Here is a 20,210-nt window from a genome sequence, read left to right on the forward strand (position 1 = left end):
CCAATTTAGACACTTGCTTCCAATTTGGAAGCCGCCTCTGCCCAGCTTTCCGAAAGTTCTTCAGCCCTTGTTCTTAGTTCTTCTATTTTTTTCTGAACAGCCTTGCTTTTTTCTCCGTTGGAATAAACTTCAGGTTGAGCTAAGATAGCTTCCTTTTCGGCTATTTCTTTTTCGCATTTTTCTATTTCGTTTAAAAGCCTTTCTTCTTCTTTTTCTAATTTTCTTCTTTCCGAGCGGAGCCGTTTTTGGTCTTCATATGAAAGCTGTGCCGATCCTTGCGGCTTTGAGCTTATTGCAGAGATATCCGAAATATTTCCTGATTTTGAGGCGGCAGGTTTATTCGGTTTTAGACTAACCTTATCTTCAGCCTCTTCTTGTTCGAGTCTGTAAAGATAATAATCATAGGTTCCCGGAAAATTCCTTATCCTTGAAGGTCCTAAGCCCTCTTCATCAGCCTTGAGCTCCAATACTCTTGTTGCAAGGCCCTGTATAAAGCCCTTATCGTGCGATACAAATACTACGGTTCCGTCAAAGCGTTTTAGGGCATCCAAAAGCACATCCTTTGAGTGCAGGTCTAAGTGGTTTGTAGGCTCATCCAAGATTAAAAGGTTTAACGGCTTTAAAAGAAGAAGGAGTAGGGCAAGTCTCGATTTTTCACCTCCCGATAAGACCGAAAGGCTTTTATAAATGTCATCTCCTCGGAATAAAAAGGCTGCAAGCATATCATAAAGTTTTGGAACAAGATCGGTAGGAGCCGAGCGCTCAAGGAGGCTGATGATGCTTTCGCTTCCCGTAATGGTTTCGGATTCGTCTTGAGAAAAATAGCCCATCCTCACACCGGCTCCTTCCTTTAAGTTACCCGTAAAGTTTTTATCCTCCCCTGCAAGAATACGCAAAAGGGTTGATTTTCCTGCACCGTTTTTTCCTGCCAACACAAGGCGTTCTCCTTTTTCGACGGTTAAATCCAAATTTTCGATTACCCTGTGAAGACCGCCGGTTTGGCCAAGGGATGGGCTTACAGCCGGGCTGTAAGCCCTGCTTCCAGCAATGTTATAGGCCTTGCTTATTCCTTCTGCCTGCAAGACTATTTTCCCCGAATGGGGGGCAGGAGGAAAACTGAAGCGTATTTTTTTTAGGTGCTCGGGAAGCTCTATCTTTTCCATTTTTTCGAGCCGCCTTATTCTGTCCTGCACCAAGGCTGCCCTGCTTTCGGTATACCTGAATTTACGGATAAAGTCTTCGGTTTTTGCTATTTCTTCCTGCTGCTGCTCATAGGCCTTTATAAGGCCTTCAACTTCAATAGTTCTTATTCTTTCATAATCGCTGTAGGTTCCCTTATATTTTTTTAAGTTTCCCTTAAAAAGCTCGTAAGTTTCGGTTACCGTTTGATCTAAAAAGTAGCGGTCATGGCTTACAAGTAAAAAGCCTCCCTTAAATTTTTTAAGCCAAAGCTCTAACCAAGATCGGGCTTCGATATCAAGGTAGTTTGTGGGTTCATCAAGAACCAGTATGTCGGCATTTTGTAAAAGAACCTTTGCAAGGGCGATACGCATTTGCCAGCCCCCTGAAAATTTGTCCGTATTCTTATTAAAATCGGAAGAAGAAAAGCCTAAGCCGCGTAAGGTTTCGTCGATAAGTCCTTTTTTTGAATTCCAGCCTGAATTTTCAAGTCTTGTCTGCAAGGTGTGATAATCGTTTGCCAAGGCGAGGAGTTTTTGTTCATCCTTTTCTGTTTTCATTTTTTCGCCTATAGCGTCCATGGCCTTGATAATATCATAGCCGTAAGCAAAGGCCATTTCGGCTTCTTCCGCCAAGGTTTTTCCCTTATGGACAATGCCGGATTGAGGAAGATAAGCTATTGATGTATCTTTTTCTGATGCTATACCCCCTGAATCGGCTTTTATCTGACCTGCAACAATCTTCATTAAGGTAGATTTACCGCAGCCGTTTGCTCCCGTAAGGGCAGCCTTTGTTCCTGCCGTTAAAATGAGGGTTATGTCTTTTAAAATATCCCTGTCCCCAAAGGCAAGGGAAATTTTCGAAAGTTGAACAAAAGGCATAGCATTATTTTGCTGCAAAAAATAAAATCACAGGGTTCAAACTTCGGCGCATCACGATATTATCATTTATCCCTGAAGATTCCACCGCTTCAAGACGGAGTCCCTTTGAGGAAATACTGTACATAAATACAACAGGTTCTGCCGTTTTTTCAAATTTAAAACTTAAAACACCATCATAGTCGGATGAAAGTTTTTTATCCAAAAAATATTTTAAGCTTACTTTTCCCGAAGAACCTGCTCCCGAAGGTATAATTGAAGGGGTTATAAGGGTATACCCGCTCCAGATAAATTGCCCGTCAGACAGTATTTTTAAAGAACCGAAATTCTCCGATGTAAATTCGGATGAAGTTTTGGCTATTTTCTCTATTGCAGCCTCTCTTCTTTTTAGCTCATTATTGATTATATCTTCAGGTGAAGCATTTAGGGTGATAAAGTTTTCCAGCCTATGTTTTCCGCTGTCATCGGAGAACTCAAGGCTAATGATATCCTTACCCCTTATCTGCATCGAAAGGTTAGAGCCTTCAAAAAGATATTTGTTTCCTACTTTGATAACCTGAGTATATGGAAAAGAAAGCCTTGTGTTTTGAAGCTCTATTCTTGCAATACCTGAGCGTAAGCCGGGGAAAAAGCCCCAAGTAAGGCTCATTTTATCAAGATCAACTTGTCTGCTATTTATCATTTTTCTGTAATTTTCAGGGTACCAGAATTCATTTAAAACAGCCTCGAGCTCTTCATCTTTTTCTTGGGCTAAATTTATGCTTTCGGAGGAGCCTCTTTCCCGCTCATCATAGATATCAAGATTATATGAAAAACACCAGCCTCTTACACCGTCCTCGGTTATAACTTCATACCATTGGCCGTCCATAGGTTTCCCGCCTTTTAGAACAGGAATTCCTTCCCCGAACCATAGAATCTTTACAACTTGTCCTAATCTTAAGCGGTAAACCTGATTTGAGGTGTTGTCAGGGTTTGACCGCATCGGAAGGCCGTCTAATTTAACCCTTGCATAAGCATGTTTATGCTCGGCTAATCTTGCCTGAAACCTAGCTGCATCTTTTTTTGATTCAAAAAAGGTAAGCTGTGAAAGAGGAATTTCTACCCTCACTGTAGTTTTTTCGTTTAGGCCTACAATGTAAACTCTTTCAATATTTGATTTTACATAAACCGGTATTATATCTCCTGCAGCAAGGTTATATTCGGGGATTGACCAGTTTAATACACCGTAACCTAGATTTTTTGAACAGGAGATAAAAAAAATAGTTGATAGTGCAATAAAAACAAGCATTTTCCATTTTCGAAAAAAATTATTCATGCAAATACCTCAAAATATTTCTTAAAATATTTTTTTATAGAACGTAATCGACCCCGGCCTTCCACATATCAAGACAAAGCCTTGTGCGTTCTTTTTCTTCTTCCGAATCCCTTTCTCTTATGACTACATTGTTTTCGGGATGGGGCATAAGGCCAAGCACATTTCCCTTAGCATTGCATATACCGGCTATGTCAGCAAGAGATCCGTTAGGATTAAAAGGATATTCTCCTTTTGCCGGAATACCCTTATCGGCTTCCTTCCCTCCGTAAACTAAAGCAACCTGTCCTTTTTCAAACAACTCATCGAGAGTTTTTTGAGAATCCGTTAAAAACCGACCTTCGCCGTGGGCTATGGGGCAGCATATATTCCCTTTTAAATCTTTTGTCCAAATACAGTTTGATTTTTGAGGAATCATAGTTGTAAAACGGCATTCAAATCTTCCATGTTTATTGTAGGTTAGGGTGGCCAGCCTGTTTTTATAGCCGTCCTTATCTAAAACTATCTTTCCGTCTTTTTCTTTTCCTGGCAAAATACCTGATTTTACCAATACTTGAAAACCGTTACAAATGCCTATAACGGGTTTTCCTGCCGATACGAATTCGCTTACCTCATCAAAAAAGTAATTGCTTAAATCGAGGGCAAAGAGTTTACCTGCCCCTAAAGCATCTGCATAAGAAAAGCCGCCGGGAATTACAAGAATTGCATAGTCTTTCCAATTTTTTTGCTTTGATTTAAGCTTATTTATATGTACAATCTCAGGTTCGGCACCTGCAAGTTCCAATGCCCTTGCCGCATCCCCGTCTCTGTTGGTACCTGTTGCATGTAATACTAAGGCTTTAGGTCTTATCATTATTCTTCCTCACTGTATTTGCATAAAAATAAATTTTTAATTTTATAAAAGTTTGAAGAGTCCAAAGGAGACTTTGCTCTATCGTCTGCCTTTAATTCGATATCAAATGAAAAATTAGTAGGGTCAAAGCCTTCTTTTTCAGCCTTTAGGACAAAAATAAATTTTTGGACATCTCCTGCATTTTTTGCGGGAATTGCTCTTGGACAAAATGTATAAGCACCTGGGGTTTTGTCCGATATTGTATAGGGATTATCCCAAAGAATACTCATCTGGGGTACTAATTCTCCATTCATTTTAAGGCTTATTGTAACATTTTCCATAGGTTTAAAATTGCTTCCGTTTAAAATATTTCCGGTTATTGCCGGAAAGTTAAAAACAGGTGTGTTTTCGGTTTCAAATACGGGTTCACTGTCATGAGGCCTTTTTGTAGAAAGAACTCGATGCATGCCTTCAACTACCAAACTCGTAATATCTGCCATAATCTGTATTTTTTCCGTTTTTTCAAATTGTAAAAAGTGAGCCAGTCCTCTTCCCGATTTTATGTAGCGGGGTTTTAGCCTATTGAGTACATAGCACATGGTGTCAACTCTGCATTGCATACAACTGCATGTAAGCCAGCTTTCTTTTTTTTCTTCGGCTTCGTCAAATAGTTTGTTGACCTCATCATATACCAAGTCTTCCATAACATTATGAATGATCATAAAACTCTCCTTTAAGATTAGCTCATCGCTTTGTCAAAACAGCTAACCTATTTTACCCTATATTTAAAAAATCGGCAAGATTGTTTGCTTAAGATTTATGACTTTTTTATAAATTTTATCCGAAACGGCTATTCTTATTTTTCTTAAAGAAGGAACAAGGGTTTTGATAAATTCTTTTGAAAAAACCGTAGAACTTTCACTGAATATCTTTTTTTCATCCGTTATAAAAAGATCCGATTCAAAAGAAATACGCTCAGGTATATCTATAATGATGTCTTCACTTCCTGTTCGGGTTCCCGTTTTATTTGAAAAATATTCGGCTAAGGTTTCTTCTGCTGCCCGCCGTTTATATAAATCTTCCAATTCTTTATGCTTCGGATTCTCAGCTTGAAAGGCTTCCTCGTATATGATGCGGTATATTTTACCAAGTCTTAAATCTTCAGCCGTTTTTTTTTCGGGATAGTTATTTTTTTCCAAAAGTCTGAAAATACCCTCATCATCTTGATGATAAAGATCTTCAGGGCAAAATTTTCCCCTTTCCATTCCGGTAAATATAGCTTTTTTCATCATTGCGGTTGCTATACGCACATCTTTATGCCAGTAAACCGACTTATACATAAGATATTTAGAAAATAAGATACTTTCAACACTTATAATGGCTTTTGATTCTAGTTTTATTCCGTTTTTTTTATCGGGAATCAGCTGTGAAAGAATAAAATCCGTATCCTGAATTCCGTAAGGAACTCCGCAATAAAAAGCATCCCTGTTAAGATAATCCAGTTTATCCGGGTCTAGGACACCCGATAAAATTTTTTGAAAAAATAAGGTCTCGGCATCTTTTTTCCCTTTTCCTGTAATAATGGATGCTGTTTGTTCAGGGTCGGCTCCTGTTTTTGCCGCTGCAGAACGCAGAGGTTCTTTTAAAATCAGCTCTCCCGTCAGCTCCTCATGTTCTTTTAGGTTTAATTCTTTGAGGGAATGAGTAAAAGGAAAGTGTCCAAGGTCATGGAGAAGGGCTGCCGCCAAAAATGACATTGCTCCCTGCTGTGAAACCCAAGTATCAGCTCCTTTTTTTAAAAGAATATTAAGCATTTTTAAGGCTGTATTATAGACTCCGATACTGTGGGATGCCCTTGTGTGGCTGGCACCTGGATAAACAAGCTCGGTAGGCCCCAGCTGTTTTATATTATATAGCCGTAAAAATGGCTCTGCTTTAGTTATATCGTATAATTCATCGCTCATCCATATATGCTTCCATATCGGATCTCGAACGGCTTTTGAAAAATTACTTAATTCGGTCATAAAGTAATTGATATTCTAACATAAATCTGTTATAATGTCGATAACTGGGATTTTATATTTAAAAACCCCTGTAGAAACGGATTGAATTTGCCGATACTGATGGTGTACTTATTTTGCAAAAAATATTGTTTTAGGTTTGACAAATAATGTTTTTTACAATATAATACAACACAGAGTTTGAAACGAAACAAAAGGAGTTATACATGAAACATGGCGGTTTAGTTTTTGCGGGCATTGCTTTGATGTTGTTGTTCGCATTTGCACCTTTAACGGCGCAGCAAGGTTCGATTAATTATCAAACTTATATGGTCGATACATTTGATGATCCTGACGGTCAAGATTGGGCATATCAAGCAGTCGGCAGTAAATTTGTTACTGAAGGATATCCTGTTTTAAAGTATATTGACGGAATGCCGCATTCGGTTAGAGTAATGCAGGAAGATCCCGAAAAGGCTAAATTTCTTGGAATGCAAGTTAAATTTAACCGTAAAGGTGATAATTGGGTAGATATTATTCCGACAAAAAAAGGCGATAAAGGTGTAGAAGCCTATGAAATTCCCTTTAAAGGACATATTCATCGATTGGATATGTGGGTTTGGGGGGCAGGATATTATTATTATATAGAAATCCTCGTCCGTGACTGTGAGGGAAGAATACACGCATTACCTTTAGGTTATGTTAACTTTAAAGGTTGGCAGAATATGCATGTTACGGTACCGACTAATATTCCTCAAGCTTCAAGATATCTCGGAAATAAAAATAAGTTGGCTTTTGTCGCTTTTAGAATCAGAACATCGCCCACTGAAAGAGTAGATGACTTTAAAATTTATTTTGATCAATTTAAGGCTTTAACTGATGTATTTGTTGATTCATTTGACGGCTATGAATTGAGTGAAATCGATTTTGAACAAAAGACTGAATAGAACGGAGGTTAAAGTATGAAAAAGAGTATAGCTATAATTTTGTTTTTAGTAGGGTTTGTTGCTTTTTCTTTTGCTCAGCAAAATACAAATGAAAATGATTTTTCTACGATAGATGCTGCCGATCCTAATAAAGTAGGAATTGATACGGCAGAGCAGAGAATTAAAGAAGTTTCTATCGATAAGTTTGAAACCGAGGGTACATGGTATGCAAAGATGTCGGCTGATGAAGGCGTTATACGCTCCAGACTCTTTAACGGTAATCCGATGAATAAGAAACCTATTCCTGCCGAAGAAGGTCTTGAACTGACGGATGAAAAGGTTTTGGGTGTAAAAGTTTCTTTTTATAGACGCGGTTATAACTCCTTTGAGGTTCATGCAACCAAAGCCCTTCCGGTAGAAGGAATAGCAAAAACTGCAAGTGTTTGGGTTGTAGGCCGAAGCTATCCGCACACAATGAAACTCATAGTAGAAGATTTTTGGGGAAAGAGATTTGAGCTTTATGTAGGAAAGTTAAATCATTCAGGTTGGAAACTTATGACCGTTGCAATTCCTCCGCAGAATTCGGCGGGAAAAACAGGTATTATCCAAAAAGATTACCACTATGGAACCAGCATGGGCTTGAAGATTGTAGGTTTCCGTGTTGAATGTGACCCGGAAGAGGCATACGGGCATTACTATATCTACTTTGATGATCTGCGCGTTGTAAGCGATTTGTACGAAGTTGATATGAGAGATAAGGACGATATGTCGGACAACTGGTAAAAATTACCGGTAAAATCCAATTTTACTATAAAGAAGGGTTAAAAATTTTTTAAGAAATTTTTTAGCCCTTTTTTTATAGATTTTTAATTTTTTTGTACAGTGTAAACCGCTCTTTTTTTCCATCAGCTTTTATAATTCCTGCTTTTTTTAAAAACCAGCTTGTATAGGAAGTATATTTTTTTGCTCCAAGATTTTTTATGTCTTGGTTTGTAAATTCTTCAGGTAAAAAGTCTAATACCTTTTTACATATAGATTTAATGCTTGTATACTCTTCACTGCTGTGGATTTTAATAAGCTTTTTATTTATAACTCCTGGCCTTTGAGCTCTTCTTCTTTTTATCCCTCTATCGGTTTTTATAACCTCACAGCTTATATATACCAGTTTAAAACTCAAATTTTTATTATCTATGAGATGATAAAGGCCCGAAAGCTCTTTAAATATTTGAAAAAAGAATCCGTGTTTAGGGCTTTTTCTTCTATATCGAGTTGATCCGTCCTGGTTTAAGACACGTATATAAGAATCGACTGCTATAGGATAGACTATTAAAACCTTATGTTCAGGTAAAAATTTTTCTAACTTTAGTCTTAGAGCGCTTAAGTTTGAGGTTTGTATCTCTATTACTTGTCCCCCATCGCAGAGAATATCGCAGACACTTCTTAAAAGGGGCTGTTCTGTTTTTCCGTTTTTTGGACAAAAGTGTTCTTTTAGGCTTTTATGTAAGTCGCTTTCGTTATAGGTATTTATCATCTGCTATAAGCGGTTTTAAATTTTTACACATAATCTAAAAGTTCTTCCGCACTAAGCTGTTCAAGGATATATACGGTTTGAACTATTCCTCTTTCTTCTCTTGTTTGCTTTCCTTGGATTTGATAAACTATCATTTTATTTGTAGGAAGCCGACGCGGCAGCTCGTTTCCGTTTATATCTAAAAAGGCTCCTATGGATACGGGGCCGCTTATTTCTTGTTTTTCTCCATCAGGATAAATAATATAATATTCGTACAAAGTCATGGAATGATTTTACACTCTTTTTAAGTCATTGTCAATTTAGTAAAAATTTATGTCAAAATTTAGAAAAAATTGATTGTCAAAATTTGAAAAGTTAATATTTTATTATGTTATCTTATGTTATCTTATTTACATTTTTTTTTGAATGAGATATTATTTACTATTATGAATAAATTGGCTGAATTCCTTCCCGCTTTTATGCACTTTTCACGGCTTGAAAATACAAATCTTATTTTGCTGCTAGGCATAATTTTGCTTTTAGGCGCTATCGGCGGAACCGTATTTAAAAAATTAAAGATTCCTCAGGTCGTAGGTTACATTGTTATCGGAATCATAATAGGTCAGTCCGGTTTTCAGATTTTATCGTCTCAAATAATTACGGCTTTAGACCCCCTATCAAGTATAGCTCTTTCTCTTATAGGATTTTTGATTGGAGGAGAGTTAAAGACCAAGGTGATAAAAAAATACGGGACTCAGTTTGTGGGTATATTGATTTTTGAGTCAATAGTTCCATTTATAACGGTATCTATTTTTATTTCGCTTGTTGCATATTTGGTTACAAAGGATTTTGCTACCTCTGTTTCTTTAGGTTTAATCTTAGGCTCCGTATCTTCTGCAACGGCTCCCGCTGCAACTACCGATGTTCTACGTGAAAACAGAACCAGGGGTCCCTTAACAACAACGGTTTTAGGCATTGTTGCTATGGATGATGCTGTAGCTCTTGTATTATATGCTCTTGCTTCTTCAATAGCGGCTTCCCTTTTGGGAGCTCACACGGCAAGTTTCGGAAAACAGATTCTTATGCTTATTTACAATATCGTAGGCTCTATATGCTTGGGGAGCATAATAGGCTTTTTGTTAAGTTTGATTATCCGAAACATGATGACGGATTCAGGCCGTATTTTAGGCTTTTCGTTAGGAAGCCTCCTACTGTCAACTGGACTTTCTTATCTTCTTAATCTGGATACCATATTGGCTGCAATGGCTTTGGGTTTTTTTATGGTAAATTTTGCTCCTGCAAAAACTCGTTCCACTTTTACATTGGTAGAAAATTTTACGCCTCCCATTTATGTGCTTTTCTTTGTCTTGGTCGGGGCTAAATTGAATATTTGGAATGTAACACCCTTTGTTGCCCTTTTAGCTCTTTTATATATCTTTTTACGTACATTTGGAAAAACTATAGGGTCTATTTTCGGTTCATGGCTTACAAAGGCTCCCGAAACCGTTAGGAAGTATTTGCCTTTTTGTCTTTTAAGTCAGGCAGGAGTTGCCATAGGTCTTTCGATTTCGGCAGGCCATGATTTTTCGGACACCATCGGGCCGACCATCCTTCTTATAGTTACTGCAACCACTTTTGTAGTACAGCTGGTGGGGCCTATTTGTGTAAAATACGGAATCAAAAAATCCGGAGAATGCGGTTTGGATGTTACCGAAGAAGATTTGATGGAAACATTGTCGGTAAGAGATGTTATCTTAAACGGAAAAACGATTTGTTCTCCCGATTCTCCTGCCGTTATTTCTGAAAATGTTCCCTTAAGTGCTATAATAGATTCCTTTAGCCACAGTCCTAATTTGAATTATGCAGTTAGAAGCAGTGACGGCAGCCTTGCCGGTATGATAAGTTTGGATCATTTAAAGGAAACCTTGACAATGACAGGCATCTATGACTGTGTTTTTGCTATGGATATAATGCAGCCTGCAGATATTGTCTGTTCCGAAAAAACAGGTCTAAAAGATCTATATGAGCTTTATACCGAAAAAGATACCTATGCCGTTCCTATAGTGGGTGATAATGGAGAGCCTCTGGGCATGGCTGAAAAAGACACAATAGATCATTTTTTACATGGAAAAATAATAGAGCTTCATAAAACTGTTTCTGATGGGGACTAATCTATGTCTTGTTTTTCTCATGTAACCTATTGAAAATGTTTCTTTTTTATTGTATTATCACAACGTATTAAGCTTTTACGGCATTGGAATCTGTTTCGGCGATCCTTTGCAAGTCGGCTGGTCATTTGTTTTAAGATGAGCTTTTTTATAAAAATTATAAAAAAGCAGAGGTTTTCTATGCTCTTTTGAAAAAAAAGAAGGCTTATTTTAGGCAATGCAGATGGTATTGTCTAAAAACGCCGCGAGCGTGTAAAAAACCTCGTTTTATTGTATGTGTAAAGTCTTTTTAAGCTGACTTGTAGAAGTTTATTTTGCAATTGTACGCCTGTTATTTTGGAATGTGTGTTTTGTAGTTTTGAGTGGTGATATATGAATAATACCGAAGATATCCGCTGGAAGCAGCGATTTCAAAATTTTGAAAAAGCCCTTACCGTCTTTAAAGATAGGTGTTCGGACGTTAAGGAGAATCCAAAAGGTTCAAAATATTATGATGCTTTTCAGATGGCATTGGTGCAGGCTTTTGAAATTCTTATAGAGCTTTCTTGGAAGGTTTTAAAAGACTACCTTGAACATGAAGGGTATACGGAAGTCCAGACGGGAAAGAGAGCATTCCGCCAAGCCTTTCAAGATGGGATAATTAAAAATGGAGAGGTTTGGCTAAAAGCTCTTGAAATTAGAAATCATACAAGCCATATATATGATGTTTCTCTTCTTGAAGAGCTTAATATATTTATAGTTGAAAGTTTTTTACCTGAGGTTAAAAAACTCCATGATACACTGCAAGCGGAGCTTTAGTTTATGAGGTACGGCTTGCCTGAAGAACATATCAAAATAATTTTAGACTATATTTCAAGGTATAGCGAAATTGAAGAAGCCGTTTTATTCGGTTCCCGCGCATTAGGGACGTATAAGCCGGGTTCGGATGTAGATATTGCCTTAAAAGGAAATGAAGTAGATTCTTTTTTGGCTGCACATTTAAAATCGGAAATTGAAGAGGAAACATGCTTACCCTATTTTTTTGACTTTGTTGCCTATTCTAAATTGAACCATAAGGATTTAATCAGGCATATCGATAAGTACGGTGTGGTGTTGAAGTAAAGAAAATTTAAATTAGGTTAAGGGATTTTAATTATGAAAAAAAAGGTTTATCTTGGACTTACTGGAGATATTATTCATCCGGGGATTATCAACATTATCAATGAAGGTGAAAAATATGGACATCTTATAATAGGTCTATTAACCGATACGGCAATTGTTTCGCATAAGAGACTTCCGTATCTCTCTTATGAACAGCGTAAACAGGTTGTTGAAAACATTAAGGGTGTAAGCGAAGTCATTCCTCAGGAGGATTGGTCTTATATTCCGAACTTAAAAAAACTTAAGCCTGATTTTATTATTCACGGTGATGATTGGAAAAGCGGCTCTTTAAGTAAGATTCGGGATGAGGTTATCGAAGTGATGAAAGAGTGGGGTGGCGAGGTTATTGAAGTTCCTTATACTAAGGGAATTAATTCAAGCGCTCTTGCTTCAAATATGCACACCATCGGTACCACCCCTGAAGTCAGAATGAAAACCTTGCGGCGTCTTATTGAAGCTAAGCCGATAGTTCGCATAATGGAAGCTCATTCAGGCCTTTCCGGACTTATTATAGAAAATCTTGAAGTACAAAAAGATGACGGTGTTCATCGTTATGACGGAATGTGGTCTTCCAGCTTGACAGACTCCACCAGTAAAGGAAAACCGGACATAGAAGCTGTTGATCTTACAACCCGTTTGCAAAGTTTAACTGATATTCTTGAATGTACTACCAAGCCTATTATTTATGATGGAGACACAGGGGGGAAAACAGAGCACTTTGTGTTTACTGTACGGACCCTTGAGCGCAATGGTGTTTCCGCCATCATAATTGAAGATAAGGTTGGCTTGAAGAAAAACAGTCTTTTCGGCACAGAAGCAAAACAGGAATTAGCATCTGTTGAAGATTTTTGTCATAAAATTTCCGAGGGAAAAAAGGCGCAAGTTACAAAGGACTTTATGATAATAGCTCGTCTTGAATCTCTTATAGCCGGACATTCGGTTGATGAAGCCTTGGAACGGGCTTTTGCTTATGTAAAAGCCGGTGCTGACGGAGTTATGATTCACAGTAAAGAAAAACACGGAAATGACATAAAAGAATTTTGCGAACGCTTTAGAAAAGAATATGAAAAGGTGCCGATAGTTTTGGTACCCACAACATATAATCAATTTACCGAAAAGGAGTTGGCTGCATGGGGTGCAAATATAATCATCTATGCCAACCACATGTTACGAGCTTCATATCCTGCAATGCTTAAAGCGGCTCAGACAATTTTAGAGGCCGAGCGTTCACTGGAAGTCAATGACATGTGCCTTTCGATTAAACAAATTTTGGAACTTATTCCGGGGACTAAATAAATGATAAGACCTCAGTTTTTTTATGAGTTGTTAAAAGAAAACGGTACCGGCTTTTTTACCGGTGTGCCCGATTCTCTTTTAAAAAACTTTTGTGCGTATTTAACCGATACAGCGGCAAGCAAAAATCATATTATCGCAGCAAATGAAGGCTGTGCCGTAGGACTTGCTGCGGGACATTATTTTGCAACAGGAAGAGTTCCGCTTGTTTATATGCAGAATTCCGGCTTGGGAAACACGGTCAACCCTCTACTTTCGCTTGCGGATAAGGAAGTGTATTCGGTTCCTCTGCTGCTGGTAATCGGATGGCGCGGTGAGCCGGGAGTTCACGATGAACCGCAGCATATAAAACAAGGCCGTGTTACCTGCTCTCTTCTTGATGCAATGGAAATTCCGTATTCCATCCTCTCGGATAAGGAAGAAGAGGCAAAACTTCAGCTTGAAAAAGCTTACTCGCATATAAAAGCTTCAAGTTCTCCTTATGCAGTTGTAGTGCGTAAAGGAATTTTTGATTCTTATACGTTAAAAACAAATGAGGCTGTCCCTGCCGAAATAAGCCGGGAGCAAGCTATAGAACAAATAATTCTCAATGCTCCTTTAAATGCCGTTTTTGTTTCAACTACGGGAATGGCATCGCGGGAACTTTATGAGCTGCGTGATAAACACGGCCAAGGTCATGCCAAAGATTTTTTAACGGTCGGTTCAATGGGGCACGCTTCGCAAATTGCTCTGGGTATTGCTCTAAGTAAGTCTGATCGGAAAATTTTTTGTATCGACGGCGACGGAGCCGCTATTATGCACATGGGTGCTTTAAGCACAATCGGAACTCAAAAACCGAAAAATATGGTGCACTTTGTTTTGAACAACGGTGCGCATGATTCGGTAGGCGGTCAACCCACTGTAGCTCGAAAGATAAACTTATGTGCTGTTGCCGAAGCCTGCGGTTATGATAAGGTTGTGTCCGTTAAAACTCTTGAAGAATTACAATCAAGGTTAAAAGAACTGTGCACAAATTCCGGGTCTGTTTTTATCGAAGTTTTGGTATCAAAGGGTGCACGAGCCGATTTAGGAAGACCTAAGTCATCGCCTATTGAAAACAAAAAAGCTTTTATGGAATTTTTGGAGGGGAAAAAATGATTAAACAAGCTGTAATTTTGGCGGGCGGTTTGGGATCGCGCTTAAAAGATAAAACTAAGACTATGCCGAAGGGTTTTTTGGAAATAGGCGGTACTGCAATTGTTGAGCAATCCGTACAAAAGCTTCTTGCTCACGGAATTGAAAAAATCATAATCGGAACAGGACATTGCAGCGAATACTATGACCGTCTTGCAAAAAAATACCCTGCCATTATCACGGTAAAAAATGAAAATTATGTTGCTACCGGCAGCATGGGGACTCTTGAAGTTTGCGCCCCTCTTGCGGACGAAGATTTTTTGCTTTTAGAATCCGACCTTATTTATGATTCAGCCGGTTTATTTACGCTTATAAATGATGAACGGAAGAATCTTATTTTGGCAAGCGGAGCTACCAAATCAGGTGACGAGGTTTATCTTGAGGCTGATGAAAAGAATTGTCTTACAGGTCTTTCCAAAAATAAGGATGCTTTAAAGAATATTTTTGGAGAGCTTGTCGGTATTACAAAATTAACCAAGAGTACGTTGGATAAGATGTGTGCCTTTGCAAAAGCTCACCATACCGATTTACCTAAGATGGAATATGAACATGCGCTTTTGGAAGTTGCTAAAACGATGCCTGTTGCAATTAAAAAAATTGAGTACTTTGTTTGGCGCGAAATAGATAATGAAGACCATTTAGAGATGGCTGTAAAAAATATTTATCCGCATATTGTTGAAAACGAGCAGCTGCGTGCGGTACGCCGTGAGGTCTTACTTAATCCCGGGCCTGCAACAACTACCGACAGCGTAAAATATGCGCAAGTTTCTGCCGATATCTGCCCGCGTGAAAAAGTATTCGGCGATTTAATGCAGTGGCTTTGCGATGAATTAAAACTTTTTGCTCTAGGCTCTGGTACAAATCCTGCCGAATATGAAACTGTTATGTTCGGATGTTCGGGCACCGGTGCAGATGAGGTTATGGTTTCATCCTGCGTGCCTGATACGGGAAGACTTTTGGTAATAGATAACGGTTCCTACGGTGCCCGCATGGCAAAAATCGCACAAGTATATAAAATTCCGATGGACGTTTTTAAAAGTTCTACGTATGAACCGATTGATTTACAAAAATTGGAAGCGGAATTTGCAACAAAAAAATATACTCACCTTGCTTGTGTTTATCACGAAACTACTACAGGGCTTTTGAATCCCTTGCATATCATCTGCCCTATGGCGAAAAAATACGGCATGGTTACGATTGTGGATGCAGTAAGCGCGTATTGCGGAATGCCTATGGATCTAAAAGGCCTCGGTATCGATTTTATGGCTTCTACCAGTAACAAAAACATTCAAGGAATGGCGGGCGTCGGTTTTGTTATCTGTAATAAGGCAGAACTTGAAAAGATAAAAGATTATCCCATGCGCAACTACTATCTTAATCTTTATGACCAATATGCTTATTTTTCAAAAACACACCAAACCCGTTTTACGCCGCCCGTACAAACCATGTATGCTTTGCGACAGGCTGTCTTAGAGACAAAACAGGAAACGGTTCAAAAACGGTATGAGCGTTATACGGCATGCTGGAATATACTGGTTACCGCAGTTAAAAAACTCGGTTTGCAAATGTTGGTAAACGAAGAACATCAAAGCCATTTTATAACCGCAATATTGGAACCTAAAACCGAAAAATACAGTTTTGATGCTTTGCATGATTTTGCATCCGAACACAGTTTCACTATTTATCCCGGTAAACTCGGTAATATAAATACATTCCGCATTGCCAATATCGGCGATATTCAGCCTGAAGAAATGCTCAACTTTACGGTAAAACTTGAAGAATATATGAAAGGAATTGGGGTAGGGGTGTAATAATATGCCATTTATAATGGCATAAATATGTCAATAGTGTTAGCGTATTTATGTCGGTGGTGTTGATATATTCTAATTTTTATGTATACTTTTAATATATGCAAAAGGCAAAATTAAATGAGATATATTTAAGTCAGATTGAAAACATAAAAGATGCCGACGACGGTGTTTTTCGGGTTGCTTTGAATTTTCTTCCTAATATAAAAAATCATGCTCTTGTTATAAGCGGTGTAAGAAGATGCGGTAAAAGCACTCTTTTGCGCAAATTTATAAAAAAGACGGGAAAACCGTTCTTCTATTTGAATTTTGATGATTTACGGCTGCTTGAATTTTCCGTTTCGGACTACGGTATTTTGGATGAAATAATAGATGAAACGGGTGTAAAGTTTATCTTTTTTGATGAGATTCAAACTGCGGCAAATTGGGAACTTTATGTACGCCAAAAACTTGATCAGGGTTTTAAAGTAGTGCTCACAGGTTCCAATGCTTCGCTTTTGAGCCGTGAACTTGGAACGAAACTAACAGGAAGGCATATTGTTAAAGAGCTTTTTCCTTTTTCATATTCCGAATACTTAACTTTTTCAAAGGCAAAAAGAGGTTATAATTCTTTTAAAAAATATTTTCAGACGGGCGGTTTTCCGGAGTACTTAAAATTAAAAAATCCTGAAATTTTAACCCAGCTCCAAAAAGATATTTTATACAGGGATATAGCTGTCAGGTACAACGTATCGGATGAACGCTCCTTGCACCTAAAAAAGTTTATTTTACGGATATAGGTTTTATACGTACTGCAGGTTTTGCATTCAGTGAAAATACAGGGCATATTTTAGAAAATTTTGTGTTTAACGAATTACGCAGAAAGTACGGCAGCTTTGACGATAAGCAGATTTATTATTACGCAGAAGGTAATTGCGAATGTGATTTTGTGGTCAATCCTTTTACTGCACCTATGTGTATTCAAGTATGCTTAAAATTGGATTTCGATAATACGGAACGCGAGCTAAAAGGTTTATTAGCCGCAATGGATTTTTTTAAACTTAAAAAAGGTATCATCCTTACCGAGAATTCGCATGATGTTTTTGTGCAGGAAGACAAACGAATAGAAATCATGCCTGCATGGGAATATTTTGAATAAATTTTAAGCGAACTTTATTTTAAGAGGTGCTATGTATTATCTTGCTTCTTTTATTTTTTTGGCATTAATTTCTAGTTTTTTTTATCATGTTTTATATTGTAAAAATATAAAATTGTTAAAAGTTTTGTTTAATGGATTTGTAATTACAATAATTGCCCAAATAATAATATTTACACTCATAAGAATAGTTATGGGTTATGACCTTTTTAAAGTATATAATACATTAAATCCTTCAAGGTTAAAATTTATTATAAAATTTAATGCTGTGTCACTTGCAGCTGAGATAACTCTAATTTTTTTGCTTCGAGTTTTTAAAGTAAAAAAAGAAATTATAGATGGAGAATGTAAAGGTTTTATATCATCAATTATTGTATTTTTATACACATTTTTATTGATGATTTTTGTATATCTTGATCTGTTTTTTCCTTCACTTAATATTGATCAATTATTATTTACTTTAGGTATGCCGATAACCGGAACAAATTCATTGATTTTTTTTGGTTTCATATTAATCATAGTAGTAGTACCTTGTATTTCTTTTTTTGTAAATTATTTTTTTATAAAGAATAAAATAAAGTTTACTTTTAAATTTAAAAATAAGTCTCTGACATTCTTCCCCATAAATTGTAGATATCATAAATCTTTTATATTGATTTGGATTTTATTTTTTATTTTATCTATAAATTTTAAACTTGGGTTTATTGATTATATAAAACTAAGTTTAAAACCAAATTCTTCATTTTATGAAGAAAATTATATAGATCCTAAAACTGTAAAATTTGATTTTCCGAAACAAAAGAAAAATCTTATTTTAATTTATATTGAATCAATGGAAGCGGAAGCCGCTAGTACTGCAAATCCGGGTATAAATTTAATACCGGAGTTATCGTTGCTCGCCGAAGAACATATTTCTTTTAGTCATAATAATGCTTTAGGCGGTCAATTACAGCTTGCCGGAACGGGGTGGTCGATGGCGTCTCTTTGCTGCACACATTTAGGCCTTCCTCTCACCCTTCCGATAAGTGCAAATAGCTATGAAAATACAAAGTATTTTTTTAATGGCGCTTATGGATTGGGAGATTTATTAAAAGATAATGGCTATATGTTATCTTTTGTAATGGGCGCAGATGCTGAATTTGGAGGTTTGCGGGCTTTATTAAAAACACATGGAAATTTTGATATAAAAGATTCTAATTATTATCGAGAAAATGGCTTTGTTCCGAAAGATTATAATGTCTGGTGGGGGATTGAAGATAAAAAGATGATTGAATTTTCAAAAGAAGAGCTTATAAGACTTGGTAATACAGCTAATCCTTTTATGTTTTCCGTGTTTTTTGAGGATACTCACTCTCCAGGCGGATACATGGATGAAGATTGTGAAAAAAAATATCCTAATCAAATCCATAATGTATTTTCATGTACCTCGAAACGGATAGCAGATTTTGTGAACTGGATACAAGAACAGCCGTTTTATAATAATACTGTGATAGTTCTTTTGGGAGATCATCTTTATATGGGTGGTGATTTATATACACAGAAAAAATCCCATTATGGGCGGCATGCGTATAATGCGTTTATCAATACCGGAAAAGAGGCTGTTTTTAGTAAAAACAGAGCCTTTGCAACTTTTGATTTTTTCCCTACTATTATAGAATCTTTAGGGGTAAAGTTTGAAGGGGGGGGCGCTGGCATTGGACGCTCTCTGTTTTCGGATAAACCAACCCTTCTTGAGCAATATGGTGAAGAAAAATTGAATGAATTTATTAATTCTAAATCGTATTTTTATAGGAATGAGTTATTAAATAAAAGAGATACTCCACTGAAGTAAGAAATGCTCAACTTTACGGTAAAACTTGAAGAATATATGAAAGAAAATTGGTGTAGGGAAGTACGATAAGAAATAAACTGTATAAACAATATTAGTATTTACTATGAAGAAAAAAGCAGATAAATCAAGAAATAAAATTAAAGTACCGGATTGGAGAAAATATCGGCCGGAGAATAGCTTTTCACCGACGGATTCATATTTATATAAGGCTTGCTTCTGCGGTCTATAAGGAAATTCGTCTCCTAATAGACGATGGTTCTCCTGTATGGTCTAAAGAATGTCTCAAAGATATAGCAATTGTTTCAGCTTCGTATTTGGAAGATGTTGTTTCCGGTTTAGGAATTTTCAAATCATTTCGGAAAAAACACAAAGAATTATATAATACGCATATACCCTTTTGTACGCGTGATTCCTTTTTCCCCGAAGATTTTGAAGGTGAATACGGAGAGGTAAGTACTCAGGATTGTGATTATGAAGAAGATAATATCAATTTTCAAGACGTGCGTTTTTTAATTTGGTATATTACCTGTGTAAACTATGCTGTTTCCGGTGTCGTGTTTCCTCAAAATCTAAAAATTCTATTCATGGCATACAAGGTTTTTGACCTATTGTCCAAGGAATACGACAATGCACCATCGAATACTGAATATGCAAAGCTCTTTGCCGGTATTCCCGAACATGCGGATCCTATATGGATGCGGTCTTTTTGCTTTAATATTGCAAGCCGGAATTATCTTTACGGCCCGGATATTTTAAAACGTTTTGAAAAGTATACCGAAAATGATAAAAAAAATGCCGAATCCTTTAATATGTCGCAGCATATGTATCATTATTTAGGAGAAAAAGTGTTTTCGCTAAAAGTCCGTTCACGGTTGCTGGTGTTAAATATTTTTGAGATTACAGATAGTATTGCATGCCATCACTCTTCCTATAATTCTGAGTTGTTTAAAATAGATCCTGATTATTTTGTTTTTTGACAGTTTAAAATTATTGCAGTAGGCGAAACGGAAGTTGAAATTGAGCAT

General features: G+C 37.1%; 19 protein-coding genes. 12 read left to right on the plus strand and 7 right to left on the minus strand.

What is annotated here, in order from left to right:
- Nucleotides 1–5: 5 nt before the first annotated feature.
- The 5 genes from E4N74_RS03435 to E4N74_RS03455 form a co-directional block, all read right to left on the minus strand.
- Nucleotides 6–2,060, minus strand: coding sequence for an ABC-F family ATP-binding cassette domain-containing protein (locus E4N74_RS03435; RefSeq protein WP_255818898.1), 2,055 nt, complete (start codon nucleotides 2,058–2,060; stop codon nucleotides 6–8).
- A gap of 4 nt (nucleotides 2,061–2,064) precedes the next feature.
- Entirely contained in the window at nucleotides 2,065–3,372 is a 1,308-nt protein-coding gene (locus E4N74_RS03440; RefSeq protein ID WP_255806159.1) for an SH3 domain-containing protein, read from the minus strand.
- A gap of 34 nt (nucleotides 3,373–3,406) precedes the next feature.
- The gene (purQ, locus tag E4N74_RS03445) at nucleotides 3,407–4,222 is read right to left on the minus strand and encodes a phosphoribosylformylglycinamidine synthase I (RefSeq protein ID WP_255818899.1); all 816 of its coding nucleotides are present in this window, start codon (nucleotides 4,220–4,222) and stop codon (nucleotides 3,407–3,409) included.
- A complete protein-coding gene (locus E4N74_RS03450; protein WP_145475164.1) occupies nucleotides 4,222–4,923 on the minus strand; it encodes a late competence development ComFB family protein in 702 nt (233 codons plus the stop codon). The genes purQ and E4N74_RS03450 overlap by 1 nt, the downstream gene beginning before the upstream one ends.
- Before the next feature lie 63 nt (nucleotides 4,924–4,986).
- The gene (locus tag E4N74_RS03455; protein ID WP_255818900.1) at nucleotides 4,987–6,225 is read right to left on the minus strand and encodes an HD domain-containing protein; all 1,239 of its coding nucleotides are present in this window, start codon (nucleotides 6,223–6,225) and stop codon (nucleotides 4,987–4,989) included.
- 203 nt (nucleotides 6,226–6,428) lie between these two features.
- Here E4N74_RS03455 and E4N74_RS03460 point away from each other — a divergent pair, with 203 nt between their 5' ends.
- Both E4N74_RS03460 and E4N74_RS03465 read left to right on the plus strand, forming a co-directional pair.
- Entirely contained in the window at nucleotides 6,429–7,148 is a 720-nt protein-coding gene (locus E4N74_RS03460) for a flagellar filament outer layer protein FlaA (protein ID WP_044979075.1), read from the plus strand.
- 15 nt (nucleotides 7,149–7,163) lie between these two features.
- Nucleotides 7,164–7,910 carry a flagellar filament outer layer protein FlaA gene (locus E4N74_RS03465; RefSeq protein ID WP_044979076.1) on the plus strand — a complete coding sequence of 249 codons (747 nt, stop codon included), beginning with the start codon at nucleotides 7,164–7,166 and terminating at the stop codon, nucleotides 7,908–7,910.
- 73 nt (nucleotides 7,911–7,983) lie between these two features.
- Here E4N74_RS03465 and E4N74_RS03470 read toward each other — a convergent pair whose 3' ends face one another.
- Together E4N74_RS03470 and E4N74_RS03475 are read right to left on the minus strand one after the other, a co-directional pair.
- On the minus strand, nucleotides 7,984–8,658 hold the full coding sequence (locus tag E4N74_RS03470) for a DUF8091 domain-containing protein (protein ID WP_145475165.1): 675 nt from the start codon (nucleotides 8,656–8,658) through the stop codon (nucleotides 7,984–7,986).
- Nucleotides 8,659–8,681: 23 nt separating this feature from the next.
- Nucleotides 8,682–8,921 (minus strand): hypothetical protein, encoded by a 240-nt coding sequence (locus E4N74_RS03475; protein WP_255818901.1) that lies wholly within the window; start codon nucleotides 8,919–8,921, stop codon nucleotides 8,682–8,684.
- A 162-nt stretch (nucleotides 8,922–9,083) separates the two neighbouring features.
- Here E4N74_RS03475 and E4N74_RS03480 point away from each other — a divergent pair, with 162 nt between their 5' ends.
- The 10 genes from E4N74_RS03480 to E4N74_RS03525 all read left to right on the plus strand — a co-directional run bounded on the left by E4N74_RS03480 (nucleotide 9,084) and on the right by E4N74_RS03525 (nucleotide 20,162).
- Nucleotides 9,084–10,808 carry a cation:proton antiporter domain-containing protein gene (locus E4N74_RS03480; RefSeq protein ID WP_255818902.1) on the plus strand — a complete coding sequence of 575 codons (1,725 nt, stop codon included), beginning with the start codon at nucleotides 9,084–9,086 and terminating at the stop codon, nucleotides 10,806–10,808.
- Between the two features lie 369 nt (nucleotides 10,809–11,177).
- Entirely contained in the window at nucleotides 11,178–11,603 is a 426-nt protein-coding gene (locus E4N74_RS03485) for an HI0074 family nucleotidyltransferase substrate-binding subunit (RefSeq protein ID WP_044979080.1), read from the plus strand.
- Nucleotides 11,604–11,606: 3 nt separating this feature from the next.
- Nucleotides 11,607–11,906: a nucleotidyltransferase family protein gene (locus E4N74_RS03490; protein WP_044979081.1), complete on the plus strand. Its 300-nt coding sequence runs from the start codon at nucleotides 11,607–11,609 to the stop codon at nucleotides 11,904–11,906.
- Between the two features lie 33 nt (nucleotides 11,907–11,939).
- On the plus strand, nucleotides 11,940–13,241 hold the full coding sequence (gene aepX / locus E4N74_RS03495) for a phosphoenolpyruvate mutase (protein ID WP_255818904.1): 1,302 nt from the start codon (nucleotides 11,940–11,942) through the stop codon (nucleotides 13,239–13,241).
- Entirely contained in the window at nucleotides 13,242–14,375 is a 1,134-nt protein-coding gene (gene aepY / locus E4N74_RS03500) for a phosphonopyruvate decarboxylase (RefSeq protein ID WP_255806164.1), read from the plus strand. It begins immediately after the preceding gene.
- Nucleotides 14,372–16,222, plus strand: coding sequence for a 2-aminoethylphosphonate aminotransferase (locus E4N74_RS03505; protein WP_255818906.1), 1,851 nt, complete (start codon nucleotides 14,372–14,374; stop codon nucleotides 16,220–16,222). Before aepY ends, E4N74_RS03505 begins: the two co-directional genes overlap by 4 nt.
- 98 nt (nucleotides 16,223–16,320) lie before the next feature.
- Nucleotides 16,321–16,998 carry an ATP-binding protein gene (locus E4N74_RS03510; RefSeq protein ID WP_255818908.1) on the plus strand — a complete coding sequence of 226 codons (678 nt, stop codon included), beginning with the start codon at nucleotides 16,321–16,323 and terminating at the stop codon, nucleotides 16,996–16,998.
- Nucleotides 16,999–17,003: 5 nt separating this feature from the next.
- Nucleotides 17,004–17,357: a DUF4143 domain-containing protein gene (locus tag E4N74_RS03515; protein WP_255806627.1), complete on the plus strand. Its 354-nt coding sequence runs from the start codon at nucleotides 17,004–17,006 to the stop codon at nucleotides 17,355–17,357.
- Nucleotides 17,358–17,388: 31 nt separating this feature from the next.
- Nucleotides 17,389–19,185, plus strand: coding sequence for a sulfatase-like hydrolase/transferase (locus E4N74_RS03520; protein WP_255818910.1), 1,797 nt, complete (start codon nucleotides 17,389–17,391; stop codon nucleotides 19,183–19,185).
- A gap of 245 nt (nucleotides 19,186–19,430) precedes the next feature.
- Nucleotides 19,431–20,162: a DUF3843 family protein gene (locus tag E4N74_RS03525; protein ID WP_255819348.1), complete on the plus strand. Its 732-nt coding sequence runs from the start codon at nucleotides 19,431–19,433 to the stop codon at nucleotides 20,160–20,162.
- Nucleotides 20,163–20,210: the final 48 nt, after the last annotated feature.

It is taken from the genome of Treponema putidum (assembly GCF_024401155.1).
In the GTDB taxonomy this organism is placed as follows: Bacteria; Spirochaetota; Spirochaetia; order Treponematales; family Treponemataceae; genus Treponema_B; species Treponema_B putidum.